The organism is Silvimonas iriomotensis (genome assembly GCF_014645535.1).
Classification (GTDB): Bacteria; Pseudomonadota; Gammaproteobacteria; order Burkholderiales; family Chitinibacteraceae; genus Silvimonas; species Silvimonas iriomotensis.
Map to the genome: position 1 here is coordinate 1 of NZ_BMLX01000006.1, position 17,947 is coordinate 17,947.

At 61.7% G+C, this 17,947-nt stretch carries 20 protein-coding genes; 14 read left to right on the top strand and 6 right to left on the bottom strand.

All coding sequences use genetic code 11. The features are described from left to right. Positions 1-313 precede the first annotated feature (313 nt). A complete protein-coding gene (gene grxC / locus IEX57_RS17025) occupies positions 314-595 on the top strand; it encodes a glutaredoxin 3 (protein WP_188705773.1) in 282 nt (93 codons plus the stop codon). Between the two features lie 101 nt (positions 596-696). Here grxC and IEX57_RS17030 read toward each other — a convergent pair whose 3' ends face one another. Then, the gene (locus IEX57_RS17030; protein WP_188705775.1) at positions 697-1,119 is read right to left on the bottom strand and encodes a hypothetical protein; all 423 of its coding nucleotides are present in this window, start codon (positions 1,117-1,119) and stop codon (positions 697-699) included. A gap of 384 nt (positions 1,120-1,503) precedes the next feature. On the opposite strand from IEX57_RS17030, the gene secB reads away from it, so the two are divergent. From secB to IEX57_RS17050, 4 genes are all read left to right on the top strand, one after another. Beyond that, positions 1,504-1,983 carry a protein-export chaperone SecB gene (gene secB, locus IEX57_RS17035; RefSeq protein ID WP_188705777.1) on the top strand — a complete coding sequence of 160 codons (480 nt, stop codon included), beginning with the start codon at positions 1,504-1,506 and terminating at the stop codon, positions 1,981-1,983. A 10-nt stretch (positions 1,984-1,993) separates the two neighbouring features. Then, entirely contained in the window at positions 1,994-2,416 is a 423-nt protein-coding gene (locus IEX57_RS17040; RefSeq protein WP_188705780.1) for an SH3 domain-containing protein, read from the top strand. Beyond that, positions 2,413-3,405, top strand: a complete 993-nt coding sequence (locus IEX57_RS17045) for an NAD(P)H-dependent glycerol-3-phosphate dehydrogenase (protein ID WP_188705782.1) — start codon at positions 2,413-2,415, stop codon at positions 3,403-3,405. Before IEX57_RS17040 ends, IEX57_RS17045 begins: the two co-directional genes overlap by 4 nt. Before the next feature lie 164 nt (positions 3,406-3,569). Then, positions 3,570-5,183, top strand: coding sequence for an inorganic phosphate transporter (locus IEX57_RS17050; RefSeq protein WP_188705784.1), 1,614 nt, complete (start codon positions 3,570-3,572; stop codon positions 5,181-5,183). Positions 5,184-5,243: 60 nt separating this feature from the next. On the opposite strand, the gene bioH is transcribed toward IEX57_RS17050, so the two are convergent. Genes bioH through IEX57_RS17070 form a run of 4 tightly spaced genes read right to left on the bottom strand, consistent with a single transcriptional unit; the run spans position 5,244 to position 8,236 of the window. Continuing rightward, positions 5,244-6,011 carry a pimeloyl-ACP methyl ester esterase BioH gene (gene bioH / locus IEX57_RS17055; protein ID WP_188705787.1) on the bottom strand — a complete coding sequence of 256 codons (768 nt, stop codon included), beginning with the start codon at positions 6,009-6,011 and terminating at the stop codon, positions 5,244-5,246. Continuing rightward, positions 6,008-7,186, bottom strand: a complete 1,179-nt coding sequence (gene bioF / locus IEX57_RS17060; RefSeq protein ID WP_188705789.1) for an 8-amino-7-oxononanoate synthase — start codon at positions 7,184-7,186, stop codon at positions 6,008-6,010. Before bioF ends, bioH begins: the two co-directional genes overlap by 4 nt. Before the next feature lie 10 nt (positions 7,187-7,196). Beyond that, positions 7,197-7,508 (bottom strand): AzlD domain-containing protein, encoded by a 312-nt coding sequence (locus IEX57_RS17065; RefSeq protein ID WP_229709084.1) that lies wholly within the window; start codon positions 7,506-7,508, stop codon positions 7,197-7,199. Next, the gene (locus IEX57_RS17070; RefSeq protein WP_229709085.1) at positions 7,505-8,236 is read right to left on the bottom strand and encodes an AzlC family ABC transporter permease; all 732 of its coding nucleotides are present in this window, start codon (positions 8,234-8,236) and stop codon (positions 7,505-7,507) included. Before IEX57_RS17070 ends, IEX57_RS17065 begins: the two co-directional genes overlap by 4 nt. 107 nt (positions 8,237-8,343) lie before the next feature. Between IEX57_RS17070 and IEX57_RS17075 the strand changes: the two genes are divergently transcribed. Then, entirely contained in the window at positions 8,344-8,907 is a 564-nt protein-coding gene (locus IEX57_RS17075; protein ID WP_188705790.1) for a chorismate--pyruvate lyase family protein, read from the top strand. Positions 8,908-8,979: 72 nt separating this feature from the next. Here the strand turns inward: IEX57_RS17075 and IEX57_RS17080 are convergent, their stop codons facing one another. Beyond that, positions 8,980-10,197 (bottom strand): hypothetical protein, encoded by a 1,218-nt coding sequence (locus IEX57_RS17080; protein WP_188705792.1) that lies wholly within the window; start codon positions 10,195-10,197, stop codon positions 8,980-8,982. Between the two features lie 228 nt (positions 10,198-10,425). Here IEX57_RS17080 and ubiA point away from each other — a divergent pair, with 228 nt between their 5' ends. From ubiA to IEX57_RS17120, 8 genes are all read left to right on the top strand, one after another. Further along, positions 10,426-11,301, top strand: coding sequence for a 4-hydroxybenzoate octaprenyltransferase (ubiA, locus tag IEX57_RS17085; RefSeq protein WP_188705795.1), 876 nt, complete (start codon positions 10,426-10,428; stop codon positions 11,299-11,301). Between the two features lies 1 nt (position 11,302). Beyond that, on the top strand, positions 11,303-12,133 hold the full coding sequence (locus IEX57_RS17090) for a hypothetical protein (protein WP_188705797.1): 831 nt from the start codon (positions 11,303-11,305) through the stop codon (positions 12,131-12,133). Between the two features lie 80 nt (positions 12,134-12,213). Then, positions 12,214-12,945, top strand: coding sequence for a YebC/PmpR family DNA-binding transcriptional regulator (locus tag IEX57_RS17095; RefSeq protein ID WP_188705799.1), 732 nt, complete (start codon positions 12,214-12,216; stop codon positions 12,943-12,945). A 174-nt stretch (positions 12,946-13,119) separates the two neighbouring features. Then, positions 13,120-13,668, top strand: a complete 549-nt coding sequence (locus IEX57_RS17100; protein WP_188705801.1) for a YbhB/YbcL family Raf kinase inhibitor-like protein — start codon at positions 13,120-13,122, stop codon at positions 13,666-13,668. A gap of 55 nt (positions 13,669-13,723) precedes the next feature. Continuing rightward, entirely contained in the window at positions 13,724-14,563 is an 840-nt protein-coding gene (locus IEX57_RS17105; RefSeq protein ID WP_188705803.1) for a helix-turn-helix transcriptional regulator, read from the top strand. A 60-nt stretch (positions 14,564-14,623) separates the two neighbouring features. Then, on the top strand, positions 14,624-16,447 hold the full coding sequence (locus IEX57_RS17110; RefSeq protein ID WP_188705805.1) for a CHASE2 domain-containing protein: 1,824 nt from the start codon (positions 14,624-14,626) through the stop codon (positions 16,445-16,447). Then, the gene (locus tag IEX57_RS17115; protein ID WP_188705806.1) at positions 16,444-16,998 is read left to right on the top strand and encodes an SH3 domain-containing protein; all 555 of its coding nucleotides are present in this window, start codon (positions 16,444-16,446) and stop codon (positions 16,996-16,998) included. Before IEX57_RS17110 ends, IEX57_RS17115 begins: the two co-directional genes overlap by 4 nt. Beyond that, the gene (locus tag IEX57_RS17120) at positions 16,995-17,891 is read left to right on the top strand and encodes a M48 family metalloprotease (RefSeq protein WP_188705809.1); all 897 of its coding nucleotides are present in this window, start codon (positions 16,995-16,997) and stop codon (positions 17,889-17,891) included. The genes IEX57_RS17115 and IEX57_RS17120 overlap by 4 nt, the downstream gene beginning before the upstream one ends. Positions 17,892-17,947 lie beyond the last annotated feature (56 nt).

Below are 17,947 nucleotides of genomic sequence, written 5' to 3' on the forward strand. Positions count from 1 at the left end.
AAGATCGTTTGCCACATCCACTACGAAACCTGCTAGACTCTTCGTTTTCGCTGTTTCGCTGTTGTGTCTGCAGCGGAGAAACCGAACTATACGGACCTCCCCGACACCCGTCAACACCTTCCTGCAATATTCTTGACCTATTTATGGCAAGAGCCTGATCTGTAAGTGATTTTGATCGGAAATATTTCAGTGCTGTTGTCCGCCCCTCTTGTTTCGGCTTATTCCACCCTCATAATCTTTGCTGTATCCGGCCGTTTTGCGGTCTGTTTTCTGCGCTTTTGAGCGCTTGTATATATAAAAGGGTCTAGAGACGATGCCCAAAGTCGTGATGTACAGCACCGGTGTGTGCCCCTATTGCATGATGGCCGAGCGCTTGCTGAGCCAGCGTGGTGTCACCACTATTGAAAAGGTCCGCATTGATCTGGAAGCCGGCCGCAAGGAAGAGATGATGGCGCGCACCGGCCGCCGTACCGTGCCGCAGATCTTTATTGGTGATACACACGTGGGTGGCTTTGATGATCTGTCCGCGCTGGACCGCGCCGGTGGCCTTTTGCCACTGCTGGCAGGCGAGCCCAGCGAGACGACCAACAAGTAAGCACCCAGGCGTGCTACTTGCAAAACAAAACCCCGCAGTTGCGGGGTTTTGTTTTATACGCGCACATATACATATCTATATATATGTCGTCGTGGCTGGCATCAGGCGTGCCAGGAGCCCTTCACCCAGACCCAGCCGCCATGGCCATTGAATTGCCATACCCAGTGACCCGGCACCCAGTAGTGGTGGTTCGACGGCGGTGGCGGTACCTGTTCAACGATCACAACAGGCATGGGCGGTACGGCTTGTTGCACCCAGCGACCGTGCACCCAGAACCAGTCGTTGCCTTCCCATTTCCAGTGACCCGCTACCCAGCCCCACTCCGGCCCCGGCGCAGTGCCGCGATCTTCATGGATGGGTGTCGGCATCTTGCGCACCACAGGTTGTGCCACCACGGTTTCCTTGACCACGACTTTTTCATGCGTGGCGCAACCTGCAAATGCGCCGACGATGCATGCTGCGGCCATAGTCAGCGCGAGCGTACGTGTCGCCCCTGTCACCGTATTCTTGCCCGACAACTTCATGTTGCTACTCCTCATACTTCTGGATTTGTTGTATTTGCCCCTGAGCGCCAGCGCGTTGCACTGGCGTCGTGTGGCAATCAACGGCGCGCAACAGCCCAGGTTGACCGGATACAGCCGTCGGGCAGGCGGACGGTGATGCGGTTCATCTGAACGGCAGCGGCAATCTGACTGGCCGTGCTGCGGGCGGGACCGGCGTACGCCATGGAAGTCAAAATACCGGCAGGCAGTTCACCGGCATTTCACCCGGTGCACGTCCGGGCGATTCGTGCGATGATTTCGCCCGCGGGTGCGCTCGCAAGCCAGTGCATGCCAGACATGCATTGTTTAAACGATGAATATGAATGAGTCGCGCGACCCAAGCGCAATACCAAGGAAGGAATCGCGATGAGCGAACAGAATCAAGAAGCGAAGCAACCGGTCTTCGCAGTACAGAAAGTGTATGTAAAAGATGTTTCGCTGGAATCGCCCAACAGCCCGCAAAGCTTCATGGAGCAAGAACAGCCGGAATTCTCCGTGCAGTTCCGCAACTCGGCGACCAGCTTTGACAACGGCTTCTACGAAGCCTCGCTGACCGCAACCGTGCAAGCCAAGATTGGTGAACGCACCCTGTTCCTGGTTGAAGTCACCCAGGCTGGCCTGTTCTCTATCGAGAACGTACCGGCAGAAGAAATGGACCCGCTGCTGGGCATCGGCTGCCCGAGCATCCTGTTCCCGTACCTGCGTGAAGCCGTGTCTGACCTGACCACGCGCGCCGGTTACATGCCGTTCCTGCTGCAACCGATCAACTTTGAAGCCATCTATCTGCAACAGCGCGCCCAGGCTGCCGCCGCTGCTCAAAACGATGCAGACCAGACTACCCACTAAGGCGTTCTGGATGTCCGCGCTGCTGGCCCTGCTGGCCAGTGGTGCGGCGCACGCCCTCGATATCCGTTCGGTTTCCCGCCATGGCGTGGTGCTGTACCAGGCGCCACAGGATTCCAGCAAAAAACTGTTCGTCATCAGCCGCGATACCCCGCTTGAAGCACTGTCCGAGACAGATACCTGGGTGCGTGTGCGTGATCGTGACGGCACGCTGGCATGGGTACACAAAGCCGATCTATCCACCCGACATTTTGTACAAGCCGTGAAGCCGCTCGATGTTCGTCAGCGCGCTGATCTGGATTCTCCGGTCCTGTTGCATGCCGACAAGGACGTTCTGCTGGAACTGCTCGACAACAATCACGCTGGCTGGCTCAAGGTGAAACACCGCGACGGCGTGGTCGGGTATGTCCGGATCGAAGAGGTTTGGGGCGCATGAAGTTAGCTGTATTGGGCGCTGGTGCATGGGGTACCGCGCTGGCCATCCGTTTTGCCGAGCAACATCAGGTGGTGTTGTGGTGTCGTGATGCCGATCAGGCCGCCAGCATGGCAGCCGATCACGCCAACACGCGCTATCTGCCCGGCATTCCGTTCCCGGCCAATCTGAGTGTAGAGGCCGATTTCGGCAAAGCCGTTGCCGGCGCCGATCTGGTGCTGGTGGTCACACCGTTGTCCGGTCTGCGCCCGACGCTCAAGGCCCTGCGTGCACTGGATCACCGTGCACCGCTGCTGTGGGCTTGCAAGGGTCTGGAAGCGGGCACGATGAAGTTTCCGCATCAGGTGGCAGAAGAAGAAATGCCGGCCGATGTACCGCGCGGCATGCTCTCCGGCCCCAGTTTTGCCCAGGAAGTCGCCCGGGGCCAGCCGGCTGCGGTGACGATTGCATCCAGTGATCCCCAGTTCGCCCGCAATACCGTGAATGCCCTGAACACCAGCGTTCTGCGCTTGTACGCCAGCGACGATCTGATCGGGGTTGAGATCGGTGCTGCGGTGAAAAACGTGCTGGCGATTGCCGCCGGCATTTGCGACGGGCTGAATCTGGGCCTGAACGCCCGTGCCGCCCTGTTGACGCGCGGTCTGGTTGAAATGGCCCGGTTTGGTGCAGCTGTGGGTGCCCACCAGGAAACCTTTATGGGTCTGGCCGGCATTGGCGATTTGCTGCTGACCGCAACGGGCGATCTTTCGCGCAACCGGCGCGTGGGTTTGCTGCTGGCTGAAGGCCTGAATCTGGACGACGTGCTGGCCAACCTGGGCCACGTGGCCGAAGGTGTACCGGCAGCGCGTGAGGTACTCAAGCAGGCGCATGCCCTGGGGGTCGACATGCCGATCACCGAAGGCGTCTGCCGTGTCCTGTTTGAAAATGCCAGGGTTCCGGATGTCATCAGCACCTTGATGGAGCGTGCTCCCAGAATGGAAAACGGCCTTTGAGGCCGTTTTTTTTCGCCCCGTTTTTGTGCGGCATCCGCCAGGCTTTAACAGGCATTTCTGATCTACTACACCAATAGTCAGACCAGCTTGCGTCATCACGAATCTGCAATAAATCATGCGTAGGTTCATGGGGTTACGTTACCTCATCAACCCGGAGATTCGTCATGTCTGACGCCACGACCGCTGACTCTGCGATGTCAGCCAGCCGTCTGCAGCTTGAAAAGAAAAACGGCCCGTTTGCGGCAATGCTGTTCCTTGTATTGCTGGTGGCCGGTCTGGCATTTACGACGATCAGTCTGGTTAACGATATCGGTACCAGCGCCGCGCCGCAGACCGGCTGGGTGCCTTATGGCCTGCTGGGTCTGGCCTTGCTGATTGCGCTGGGTTTTGAGTTTGTGAATGGTTTTCACGATACCGCCAACGCGGTGGCCACCGTGATCTACACCAATACCCTGCCGGCGACCTTCGCCGTGGTCTGGTCCGGGTTCTTCAACTTTCTGGGCGTGTTGTTGTCCAGCGGTGCGGTGGCGTTCGGGATCATTTCCTTGCTGCCAGTCGAGTTGATCCTGCATGTGGGCAGCAACGCCGGGTTTGCCATGGTGTTTGCGCTGCTGCTGGCTTCCATTGTGTGGAACCTGGGTACCTGGGCGCTGGGCCTGCCGGCGTCCAGCTCGCACACCTTGATTGGCTCGATCATCGGTGTCGGTCTGGCCAACCAGTTGATGGCAGCGGGCAACACCCATACCAGCGGTGTGGATTGGGGCCAGGCCATGAACGTGGGCAAATCGCTGCTGCTCTCGCCCATTGTCGGCTTTATCTGTGCCGCCCTGTTGCTGATCATTCTCAAAAATCTGGTCAAGGTGCCGGCGCTGTACAAAGAACCCAAGCCGGGCAAGGCCCCGCCGTGGTGGATTCGTGGCCTGCTGGTGCTGACCTGCACCGGCGTGAGCTTTGCGCATGGCTCTAATGACGGCCAGAAAGGCATGGGCTTGATCATGCTGATCCTGATCGGGATTCTGCCGACCACCTACGCACTGAACCGCGCCATGCCGGCCAAAGACGTGCTGACCTTCCAGGCTGTATCGCAACAGGCCTCGCACACGCTGGCCCGATATGCCCATGGTCAGGCTCCGGCCGATTTTCGCGCGGATGTAGAACGCTATGTGCAGTCGCACCAGTTGCAGCCGCAAACCGCTGCATCGGTCGCGGCTTTGTCTGATGCCGTATCCGAACAGATTGGCCATTACGACAACCTGCAGCAAGTGCCGCATGCCGTGATCCAGAACGTGCGCAATGACATGTATCTGAACTCTGAAGCGCTGCGCATCCTGCTCAAGGATGACCACAGCGGCCTGAACGATGCCGACAAGTCCGTGCTGACCAACTATCGCAAGTCTCTGGATGGCGCGACCAAGTTCATTCCCAACTGGGTGAAAGTCGCGGTCGCCATTGCGCTGGGGCTGGGTACGCTGGTGGGCTGGAAACGCATTGTGGTGACGGTGGGCGAGAAGATTGGCAAGACGCACCTGACCTATGCCCAGGGCGCCAGTGCCGAGCTGGTGGCCATGGCGACCATTGGTGCGGCTGATGCTTATGGCTTGCCGGTATCGACCACGCACGTGTTGTCATCCGGGATTGCGGGGACGATGGCGGCCAATAAATCGGGTCTGCAGATGTCGACCGTGCGCAATCTGGTCATGGCCTGGGTGCTGACCCTGCCGGCCGCCATGCTGCTGTCGGGCACGCTGTACTGGGTGTTTGTCCAGTTTACGCACTGAGTGCGCGGCCATACGCAAAAAACCCGGCCGCGGCCGGGTTTTTTGTCTGCGCAGACCAGATCACACCGAGTGCAAAAACGCCCGCTGCGCGCTGACGAATTCATCCAGGTGAGAAAGAAACGGCACATGTGCCGCGCCGCGATAAGCATGCAGCTGCGCGCCCTTGATCTGCTGCGCCAGCCATTCTCCGGCCGCCAGCGGTGTCATGGCATCGCGATCGCCGTAATGCAGCATCACCGGCAAATCCAGGGCGCCCACCTGCGGGCGCAGATCGGTATCACGCAGGATATCCAGCCCACGCTGCAGGGCCGCGGCATCTGGCTCGCCGTTGTTGAACAGGTCATCAACCAGCTCGCGCGCAATGGCCCGCGCCTCGCCGCCGCCCATGGTTTGCAGCGAGATAAACCGCTTGAGCGTGCCTTTCCAGTCACCCGCCAGGTTGTCGGTGAACTGCTGTAGCACCGGCAGCGGCGTAGCCTGCGGCCAGTCGTCACGCTGGGCAAAACTGGGCGAGGACGCCACCAGCGTCAGCGAGCGGATTTTCTCTGGCCGTTGCAAAGCCCAGCGCGTGGCGACCGCGCCGCCCAGCGACCAGCCCACCACATGCACCGGAAACGGAAAAGTCTCATCAACCGCCGCCACGAGGCCATCGAGCGTGTAGGGGTTGATGGTGGCGCTGCTGCCGCAACCGGGCAAATCAACCAGCGCGCAACTGAAGTCATCAGCAAGTTGTTCTGCGGCACGCTTGAACACCATGCGGTTCATCGCCCAGCCATGCAGAAAGACCACGCTGTCGCCGTGGCCCAGGGAATCAAAATGAACGCTCAAGAAAGGCTCCGCGGCGATGAAAGAGTGGGCAACAGCGCAATGAGATCATCCGCCAGTTGCTGGACAGCCGCCGTGTCATGCGCGGCAGACAAGGTGATGCGCAAGCGTGGCGTCGGCACCGTGGGCGGGCGGATAGCGGCCACCCAGTGCCCGCGCTGGCGCAATGCCGCCGACAACGCCAGCGCCGCTTCGCTGGAGGGCATCTCCAGTGGCTGAATGGCGGTGGCTGAGGGCATCAGCTGGCAGCCGCCCGCAGCCAGACGATCACGCAGCAGCCTGATGTGATCCTGCAAGCGCTCGCGGCGCCAGGCTTCGTCGGCAATGACGTCGACACTGGCGCTGACCGCCTCGGCAATCAGTGCGGGGGCCGCCGTGGTGTAGATATAGGGCCGCGCCATGTTGACGAGGTAGTCGATGACGATCTCTTCGGCCGCTACAAATGCGCCAGCCACGCCGGCCGCCTTGCCCAGGGTGGCCATATAAATGATGCGGGGCGAATCCAGACCGCACTCGGCCATGCTGCCGCGCCCCTCACCCAGCACGCCAAAGCCGTGGGCGTCATCAATAAACAGCCAGGCATCATGGCGCTCGGCCAGTGCCAGCAAGCCAGCCAGTGGCGCGGTATCGCCATCCATGCTGAATACGGCGTCGGCCACGATCAGCTTGCGCCGGGCCGGTGTGTCGGCCAGCTGGCGTTCGAGCATGTCCAGATCATTGTGGGCATAGCGCTTGAACGTGGCGCGCGATAACAGGCAGGCATCATTGAGCGATGCGTGATTGAGCTTGTCGGCAAAAACGGCGTCTTCACGCCCGACCAGCGCGGTGATCACGGCCAGGTTGGCCAGGTAGCCAGTGGCCAGCGTCAGCGCAGCCGGCTTGCCGACAAATGCCGCGAGTTTGCGCTCGCAGTCTTCGTGCGCGGCTTGATGTCCGCACACCAGATGAGACGCGCCGCTACCCACGCCCCAGCGCGCTGCGCCCGCCTGGGCGGCCGCAACAAGACCCGGATGGGCGGCGAGGCCCAGATAATCGTTGCTGCAAAAACTGGTCAGCGTAACGCCATCTACCACCACCGTGGGGCCTTGCGGTGTGGAGACCACCGGACGGCGCCGGTACAGATGCGCGGCGCGACGTTCGGCCAGGTCTGCTTCAAGTTGCTGGAACGGGTTGGTCATGCGTTTCTCTTCAGAACAGCCATTGCCACAGGCCAAACACCACCAGTCCGCCGCCGATACCCCACAGCAGATGGCGCGTGCGCCAGACAATCAGGCCCGTGACAATCGCGCCCACCAGCTGCGCATTGCGCCAGTCCAGCGACAGATGATCGTGCTGGATCAACACCGTTGGCACGACAATGGCAGTCAGTACGGCGGTGGGTACATACGCCAGTGCCTGTTTGAGCCGGTGCGGAATATGCCCCTTGCCCAGCCAGGTACTGACACGCACCGGATAAGTGACCGCGGCCATGCCCAGAATCAGCAGCAAAGTGGACATCATGATTGCTTGCCCTCCGTCGTCGCCACGGCCATGCCAACGGCGATGCCGGCAAAGGCCGCCGCCATCAGACCCAGTTTATAAGGCAGCCCGTTGGCCAGCATGGCCACTGCGCCGGCACTGAGCGCCGCCGCCACTTGCGAACGGCTCTTGAGCAGCGGCACAACGATCCCGACAAAGGTGGCCACCATGGCGAACTCCAGCCCCCAGCCGGCAATGCCCGGCACGCTCTGCCCAATGACAATGCCCACTGCAGTCCAGAACTGCCAGTTGCTGTACATGGCCGCAGCCGAACCCATGTAATAGCTGGCAATGCGCACGGGCTCGCCGCTATCGATCTTGTGATACACGATGGCAAAGGTTTCATCTGTCAGAAACCAGGCCATACAGGCGCGCAAGGGTTTGGGGATGCCTTGCACGTGCGGCATCAGTGTCGCGCTGTACAGGGCGTGGCGCAGGTTAACGATAAACGTGGTGGCGATAATGACCGGGATGGACGCGCCAGAGGCCAGCAGGGTAACGGCAACAAACTGGCTGGAGCCGCCAAACACCACCAGCGACATCATCATGGTGGCCCAGGTCGGTAAACCGGCCGTGGAGGCCAGTGTGCCAAAGATGACGCCAAATGGCGCGGCCCCGACCAGCATGGGCAAGGTATCGCGCGCACCATGCCAGACGCCGGCGGCAGGTTCAGTACGCTGAACCGGTACAGAAGAAGCAGTGTGATCCATCAACCGGATGATAAATCGGGAAGGCCCCGCTTGTATCGGTGCAGTTCGTCGGGCCCGCCGGCCGAACAGTGCATATAATGGCGCACCGGAACGTTACCCCGAACCCAATGCCTCATCAGTCCCGCTGGCATCACCCGCTGTGCATCGCGCCACGCAAACTCAAGCCGTGGCTGACCGAACGTGGCTCACTCACAGCCCGTCTTGTTGCACACTTCCCGCGCTTTTCCGTGCGTGTGCTGCGCCAGCATGCCCACACCGTCCATAACGATGAACTGCGCACGTTGCATATCCAGCGCCAGCAAAAGGCCATCACCCGCGATGTGCTATTGATGAGTGGCGATACGCCACTGGTCTACGCCCATAGCGTGGCCACCCGCGCCGCCACAAAGCGCGGTTTCCGAGGGTTGCGCGGCATTGGTAACCGCTCGCTGGGCTCCATGCTGTTTGCCGATCCCACCATCCGCCGCAGCCCGCTGGCCTGGCGCCGGGTAGATAAACGCCATCCCTTGTGGCGGCAGGCGCAAGCGGCCGTCGGCCCCATGCCACGCGGCTTGTGGGCGCGGCGCTCGCTGTTTGCCACCGGGCCTGATCTGTTGCTGGTCACCGAAGTGTTTCTGCCACCCGCCTTTGAGGTGCCGTTTGGCCCCGGTCTGACCTTGACCCCCACATAAACGCATCAAAAAAATGTATCAATAAAAAAACCCCGGCGCTGAACCGGGGTTTTGTTTTGCCGCACGACCAGATCAGTACGACAAGGTATTGGTGCCGCCCGTACCCAGCGCCAGCAAGCGGTAGTAAAAGAAGCTGACCGAGCGCAGATCGGACGACGTTTGCGGGTTGGAACCCGTCCAGGCCGTGCCGGTGGTGGTGCCGTTCAGCGCGATACCGCCGCCACCGACCGCAACAAATTGCGAGCCGTACACTACCGAATACAGGTTCTCTGTGGTGTTGCTGGTCTGCGGATACCAGGTCGATGCATCAGCGCTTTGCAGGATCGTGCCATTGGCGCCGACCGCCACCCACAGGCTGTTGCCGGTCGCGATGCTGTACAGATCCTGGCTTGTACCGGAGTTCAGCAGCGTCCACTGCCAGCCGTTGGTGCTGGACATCAGCAAGCCACCCTGACCCACCGCATAGAACGTGCTGTTGGTGCTGTCATAGGTAATGCCGTAGAAATTGCTGGAGGTCGGCGAGGTCTGCACGGTCCAGTCATAGGCATTGGTCGAGGTCATGACGGTGCCGTTATCACCCACGGCCACATAAAACGCGCCGTTCTGCGCCACCGCGCGCAAGGTGGAACTGGTCAGCGTACCGCTGGTCTGCACCTTCCAGGTTACACCGTCCTGGCTGGTCACCACGGTGCCGTTGGCACCGACCGCGACATACACGTCTGCCAGCGAGGAGGTATACGTTGCCGAATACAAATCTTCACTGGTGCCGGAGCTTTGCGGTGCCCAGGTCGCGCCGTCACTGCTGGTCAGGATGGCCCCGCCCGCACCAACCGCCACATACATACCCAGGTTGAAGGTCTGACCATAGATATTGGCCGCCGACATCGGCGCGCTGTTGGTCCAGGTGTAACCCGATGCCTGCGGAATGACCGAGAGCGCCGCCGTGGCCGGGCCCGCTTTGTCCGAGCCGGTGTTGGCATTCATCAGATACGAATACACCAGACCGTTGGTAAGCCCGGTGGCGACATAAGGCGAGGTCACGCCATCGACCAGCAGGCTGCCCGGTTGGGAGAGCACGTTCTGTACGGTCAGGTCAGACGATTGCGCCCCGAACATCCAGTAGTTGACGCCCAGTTCCTGATTCCAGGTAATGATGGCCGCACCATCGGCCGGCTGAACCTTGAAGCCGGTGGGTGCAGGCTGGTTGGACGAAGACGAGTCACCCGAGTTGCAGGCCGCCAGCAAGGCGCACGTGCCCGCAATAGCCAGCAAGTTGAAAAGCGTGTTCACGATGAACGGATTCCCTGTTTGTTGACTCCGCCGCTGCGGAAATGGTCTGGATTCTGTGCGCTGCGCCCGTGCCGGCCGTACCGGCGACAGGGGCAGCCTTGTCATTAACGTGCCATAAAGCCGGCGGATTACACGCCCGCACGCCGCCAGGGAAGTTCTGTACGGCTTTTCAGTGGCCGGTGCTTTGCGGCACACTGCGCGCTTGCACCAACTGCCTGCCTGATCGCCATGAATACCACCGCCAAACCGTCGCGCCTGTCGCTGTATCTGAAACTGACCCGGATGGATAAGCCCATCGGCACGTTGCTGCTGCTGTGGCCCACCCTGTGGGGCCTATGGTTTGCCGGCGCCGGGCATCCGGATGTGCTGGTGGTGCTGATTTTTGTGGCCGGCACGTTCCTGATGCGCTCTGCCGGTTGTGTCATCAACGATTACGCCGACCGGGATTTCGACGGCCACGTTGAGCGCACCAAAAACCGCCCCATGGCCGCCGGTCTGGTCAGCACCAAAGAGGCGCTGTGGCTGGCCACCATCCTGGCGCTGATTGCCTTTGCGCTGATCCTGCCCTTGAACGCGCTGACCAAATGGATGTCGATCCCGGCGGTGTTCGTTGCCGCCAGCTACCCGTTCACCAAACGTTTCCTGGCGATCCCGCAGGCCTATCTGGGCATTGCCTTCGGCTTTGGCATTCCCATGGCGTTTGCCGCACTGACCGGCACACTGCCCGCGCTGGCGTGGCTGTTGTTGCTGGCCAATGTGTTCTGGAGCGTCGCTTACGATACGGCCTACGCCATGACCGATCGCCCGGATGATCTGAAAATCGGCATCCGCACCTCTGCCATCACCTTTGGCCGCTTTGACGTGGCGGCAATCATGCTGTGCCACTTTGCTTTCCTCGCCCTGATGGCGTTGGGCGGTTACCTGGCCGGGCGCGGTGTGGTCTATGCCATCGGTCTGGGTGCCGCATTTCTGTTGATGGTGTTTGATCAGTACCCGCGCATTCGCGGTCGCGAACGCCAGCCCTGCTTCCAGGCGTTTCTTGCCAACAACCGGATCGGCGCGGTGATCTTTGCCGGTACCGTGCTTGATTACTGGCTGCACTGATTTGCGTGCTGACCCGCGCCAGGTGGCGCTGACGCTGTCTGATCTGGAATCCGGCACTGCGCGCCAGTGGTACTGGCTGGAGATCGCCGCGCTGTATCCGGCTGCGGCGGCTTCTGGCACCAGCCGCTTTGTCTGCCGCCTGTTGCGGCGTTTTGGCCCGTTGCTGTGCTGGTCGGCCTTGCTCAAAAGCGGGGTGGAAGGCACCGGGCTGTACGCCCCCCAGATGCAGTTGTTGCAAAGACGCACGCGCCAGGTCCTGCAAGATGCCGCGTTGTTTACCGCCGTAATACCCATGCTGCTGGCCGGTTTTGGCCGGCTGCCCGCCACGGTGGCGTTTACGCTGTGGCTGGGCGTTTTGCTGGGTCCGGTGTGGCTGGCCCTTAATATCGTGCGCAAAACCCCTGCCCCGGTCGTACCCGACCTGAACGGCACCGATGAGCTCCCTGATCGGGCAGGCCCGGAAGACGTGGTCGGCCTGCAAGCCATGCTGGTCGCCACCGGCATTGCGCCGCGCCAGGCCGGCCTGTTGATCAGCAATCTGCATACCGAACCGCTTACCGCCCTGCCCATGCTGGGCAGCCTGTTGCCTGATCTGGTCCCGCCGCCGCCCACGCGCCGCGAGTACATCCTGAACGCCATCCGCACCTGGCTGGCGGTGACGCTGCCCGCTGCGGTGGCGTGTGTATATCTGCCGCTGGTGGGCACGCTGGCGTGGTGCGTCGTGTGGAGTGCGCTGGCCGTGGCACGGGCCGGCCGCCGGCGCGCAGCCTTGCTGATCCTGGTCAGCGCGGTGGTGGCCTACGCGTTCGGACGGGTATCGCACTGGTTGTAATTGCTGGTGGCTCTCTTGTTTACAGACGCTGTGCTAAAATCACCGGCTATTTTCTTTTACCGTTTTCAGGAATCCGCATCATGGCCGGCCATAGCAAATGGGCGAACATTCAACACCGTAAAGGCCGTCAGGACGCCAAGCGCGGCCAGGTCTTCACGCGTCTGATCAAGGAAATCACCGTTGCCGCCAAGATGGGCGGGGGCGATCTGAACATGAATCCGCGTCTGCGTCTGGCCGTGGATAAAGGCCTTGCGGCCAACATGCCCAAGGACAACATCCAGCGCGCCATCGACCGCGGCACCGGCAATCTGGAAGGTGTCGACTACGTTGAAACCCGTTACGAGGGTTACGGCATTGGCGGCGCCGCCGTCATGGTGGACTGTCTGACCGACAACAAGACCCGTACTGTTGCAGATGTGCGTCACGCGTTCTCCAAGTACGGCGGCAACATGGGTACTGACGGCTGCGTGGCGTTCCAGTTCAAACACTGCGGTTATCTGGTGTTTGCCCCGGGCACCAGCGAAGACGCCCTGATGGAAGCCGCGCTGGAAGCCGGCGCAGAAGACGTGATCACCAATGACGACGGCTCCATTGAAGTCATCACCCCGCCGTACGAGTTCGTCGGTATTCGCGATACGCTGGAAGCCGCAGGCTTCAAGGCAGAAATGGGCGAAGTCACCATGAAGCCGCAAAGTGAAACCGAACTGCTCGGCGACGACATCGCCAGGATGCAAAAGCTGATCGATGCGCTGGAAAGCCTGGATGATGTACAGGACGTGTACACCACCGCCCTGATGGACGAAGAAGAATAATCGTTCAGCCAGCACCGGCAACCACAAAAAGCCCGTTCACCTGAGCGGGCTTTTTTTGTGGCCGCCATTCACGCAATTGATCGGATCGGCACCAAAGTTGCCGATTCTGGAACGGTGGCCCAAGGCCCACATGGGCAGACTGAAGTCATCCCTTCAGCCCACAAGGAGCCCACCATGACTTCCCCCATTGCCGCTGTGATCATCGCCGGCAGTTTTATTGCCGCCGGCGCCGCCATGGCCGAGCCGTTCACTGTCAGCAGCCCGGACCTGCAATCGGGCGTCTTCAGCAACAGCCAGATTGCGGGCGCGTTTGGTTGCCAGGGCGGCAATACTTCGCCCGCCGTGGCATGGCACAACGCGCCGGCCGGCACCAAAAGCTTCCTGGTCACCATGTATGACCCGGACGCCCCGACCGGTTCCGGCTTCTGGCACTGGGTGCTGGCCAATGTGCCGGCCAGCGCCAGCAGCCTGCCGCGCGGCGCCGGCAGTGACGCCAGCCTGTTGCCGGCCGGTGTCATGCAGATCAGTAACGATACCGGCAAGCCCGGTTATCTTGGCCCCTGCCCGCCCACTGGCGAGACGCATCGCTATGTCATTACCGTCACCGCGCTGAATGTCGATAAACTGGCCATTGAACCCGGCGTGACGCCTGCGGTGGCCGGCTTTGTGGCGCACTTCCAGACGCTGGGCCAGGCCACGTTTACTGCGCGTTACGGCCGTTGATCGCCCCGCCCCGGCCCATGTCGGGGCGGCTTTGCAACCTGAATGAAGATTGCGCATGGAACGCACCATCACCACCCGTCCCGGCATTGGCGCCAGCGCCCATATCCTGCAATACGGCGGGCTGGAGATGGCACGCGTGCCGATTGACCTGGCCATGCTGATTCTGGTGACGGCCGGCAGCAAGCTGATGCGCTGGGGCGATGAAGCGCGCATGGTAGAACAAGGCCAGGCCATCGTGATTGCGCCGGGCCAGACTTTTGATGTCACCAACCGGCGGCCCCATGCAGGCGTGTATGAATCTGTCTGGCTGGCCTGGGAGCCTGCGATCATGGCGCCCTTTGCGGCCGGCATGGGGCAAATGGCCGTGGCCGACGCCTGCATGATCGAGCGTCCGGATCAGACCTTGCTGCAATCCATTGCCCAGGCGCGCGCCGCCTTGGCCGATAACAGCATGCCAGCCGCCATTGCCACGCACCGCATGCAGGAAGTCTTGCTGTGTCTGGCCATGCAGGGCGTGCGGTTCAAGCCTGAAGCGCCGGCCACGCTGACGCAGCGGGTACGTGCGCTGATCAAGGCGGCACCCGCGCACGACTGGCGCGGCCCAGATCTGGCGGCGCAACTGGCCATGAGTGAGGCCACACTGCGGCGCAAACTGGCGGCAGAGGGGATGTCCTTGTCTGACTTGCTGGTGGATGTACGCATGTCGCTGGCGCTGATCCAGCTGCAATCGACCGACCATCCGGTGTCGCAGATCGCGCTGGATTCGGGTTACGAGTCGCAATCCAGGTTTGCCATCCGCTTTCGCAAACGCTTCGGTTTTGCGCCGAGCGAGGTGCGTGGTCACTTGCGTCACCCTGAGCCAGGTCAGCAACAAGGCATTTTGCGTCGGGCCTGATTGGGTCGCGTCACTGCGCATGATATAAATCTGCGCAAGATCACAACTCACTCTTCACCCATGTGGCAACAACGCCTCGGCTTCTGGCCTGTCCTGCTGTTCATGTTGCTGCTGATTGCCGCAGATTACGGCGGCCTGCACCTGACCCGCGCGGTCGATCACGCCGTCAATGACCGCTTGCTGGCCAGGCACGCCCAGACCCGCGCGCCGTCGCCGGATATCGTCCTGGTCGATATCGACCAGAAAAGCCTGACTGCACTGGCCGATGAAGCCGGCGCCTGGCCCTGGCCGCGCGCCCTGCATGCCGAAATGCTGGATGCGCTGGCACGCCAGCAACCCAAAGCCATCATTTTTGACCTGATGTTCAACGAGCCCGATACCTTCCGGGCCGACAGCGACAAGCTGTTCCAGGACACCGCACGCCAGCACGCCAGCCTGTTGTATCTGCCCAGCGTGCAACTGGCCGATGGCACCGGCCCGCTCTTGCGTAATCTGCCGCCTTCGCTGGGCCTGCAGCGCAGCGCCAGGGCCGTGCCGGATGCCAGCCTGCCCTTGCTGTTGCCCTGGGTGTTACCGCAAGACGTATGGCGCGGCGGGCTGATCAATTTCCTTGCCGATGCCGACGGCATTGGGCGCCGCTACCGGCTGGCCCAGGAAACGCAAGGCTGGCGGATTTTGTCGCTGCCCGCGCAACTGGCGGCCGATCAGCACTGGCCGTTGCCTGACAGCAAGGCGATCACGCTGAACTGGACCGCCCCGCACCCGCGCGTGAGCTACAGCGATCTGTATCTGGATTTCAACAGCGAGCACCCCAAACGGGCAGCCAATGAGTTTGCCGGCAAGATCGTTATCATCGGCACCGCTGCACCGGGCCTGCAAGACCTGCGCCCGACGCCGTTATCAGCCACCTGGCCGGGCGTGGAAATCCTGGCCACCGCCATCGACAACCTGCAGCACCAGGACTGGCTGCGCCAGCCGCATCGCGCGGGGTTTGGCCTGTGGGCTGCGGTGCTGTGCGCGCTGCTCGTTACCGGCTTTGCGCGCAGCCTGAATACGCTGGGTCTGGGCGCGGCTTTGCTGCTGGCCAGCGCGGCCAGCATGGCCACCGGCTGGCTGGCCCTGGGGCGGCACTGGCTGCTGCCCTTGTATGCGCCCCTGTTGTTTGCCTGGGTGTGTTACATCCTTTGCGCCTTGCAAGCCTGGCTGGCCGAAAAGCGCCGGCGCGAACGCACCATGCAGATGTTCGGCCGGTTTCTGGACCCGCGCGTGGCCAGCACACTGGTTGAAAGCGGCGACATGGCCGCCACCATGCAGCCGCAGACCCGCAATATCACGGTACTGTTTTCCGACATCCGCGGCTTCACCAGCCTGTCAGAAAGCCGGCCGCCCGAATACATTGTGGCGCTCCTGAACCAGTACTTTACCCGCCAGGTCGAAGTGGTCTTCAAACACGGCGGCACGCTGGACAAATTCATTGGCGATTGCATCATGGCCTTCTGGGGCGCCCCGGCAGACGACCCGCAGCACGCCCGTCATGCCGTTGCCGCAGCGCTGGATATGGCCCGCGAACTGGAGGCCTTCCGCCAGAGCCTGACTGATCTGGATGTCGAATTTGATGTCGGCATCGGTATTCACACCGGCCCGGCTGTGGTGGGCTTCATAGGCGCGCCGTCACGGCTCGATTACACCGTCATCGGCGACACGGTGAATCTGGCCAGTCGCATTGAAGGACAAACCAAAGGCATTGCACGTGTGCTGGTTTCTGAGGCCACGCGCCAGGCTTGCGGCCCGGATTGCGAATTTGATTTTGTCGATCATGGCCAGCATCAGGTCAAAGGCCGCGACAAACCCGTACAGTTGTTCGCCCCCCAGGAAAAACAATGACAACACAACCGCACCTGTTACACCGGATCAAGCCGCTGGCTTTGGGTCTGGCGCTTTGCCTGGCGCTGGCCGGCAACGCGCTGGCTGAAAGCGGGGTCTTGATCCGCAAATCAGACCTGAAACAAAAACCGTTTCTGGATGCCGCCACCACGGGCAGCGTGGCCAGTGGCAGCACCGTGACCATTACCAGCCGCCAGGGCGCATGGTTGCAGGTCAAATCGGCCAGTGGCCAGAGTGGCTGGGTCAAGCTGCTGAACGTGCGCACCTCCACCGCGAACAGCAGCGGCAGCGTCGGCGGCACCCTGGGTACGCTGGGCAAAGTCATTACCACCGGTTCATCCGGCACCACGGTCACCACGGGCGTGAAGGGTCTGACCAGTGGCGAAGTCACCTCCACCCATCCGGACCCGCAGCAGTTATCCCGGCTGAACAGCTACGCCACCAGTTCCAGCCAGGCCGCGCAAAGCGCCCGCAGCGCCAACCTGAGCCGCAAGAACGTGCCGGACATCAGCGTCACCAGCACCGCCACCAGCCAGGGGGGCGACCAATGATGCGCCGTAGCCTGATTGCATTCGCGCTGAGCGCCGCCTGCGCCGCGCCCGTACAGGCCGCCAACCTGGGCGATATTCTGAACCAGCTCAACAACAACCCGGATCTGGTCAACGCCATTGGCGGCACGGTGAAAAACCTGACCAATGCCAACCGCACCATCGGCCCGCAGGAAGAACAGGAGATCGGCAACGGTCTGGCCTCCAACATGCTGGGTGCTGCGCCGCTGGTCAACGACAGCAACCTGCAACGCTACGTCAACGATGTTGGCGTCTGGGTAGCCAGCCAAAGCGGCGCCACCGGCATCAACTGGCGCTTTGGCGTGATCGATACCAATACGATCAACAGCTTTGCCATGCCCGGCGGCGTGGTGTTCATCACCAAGGGCCTGCTGGCCCAACTGCATAGCGAAGCCGAACTGGCCTGCGTGCTGGGGCATGAATCCACCCACGTGCTGCGCCATCATCACATCCGCGCCATCCAGTCTGCCGCCGGCAAGGATGCGCTCTCCAATGCGCTGCAAGGCGTGGTGGCGTACAAGGGCAACCAGCAGGCGCAACAGATCGGCGCCAACCTGGCGTCGGGTTTCTCTGAGGTCTACGTGCGTGGCCTGGACAAGAGCGACGAGTTTGAAGCCGATATAAACGGCATGGTGTTGTGTGCGCGCGCCGGCTATAACCCCTACGCCCTGCCCGCCGTGCTGCAGACGCTGGACGCCCTCAACCCGCAGGACTCCAACCTGCAAATGATGTTCAGCACCCACCCCAGCCCGCGCGCCCGGCTGGACAAGATCGATCAGGTGGTTGGTGACCGGCTGGAACCCTGGGCCAGCGGCACTGAAAACACCTTGCGGTTTGGCGCAGCCACGGCCCGCTATACCACGCCTGCCCGTTGATCTGCCGCGCAACCGTCTGTCGCGCTTTGCTAATGGCGAGATTGAGATTCTTTAAG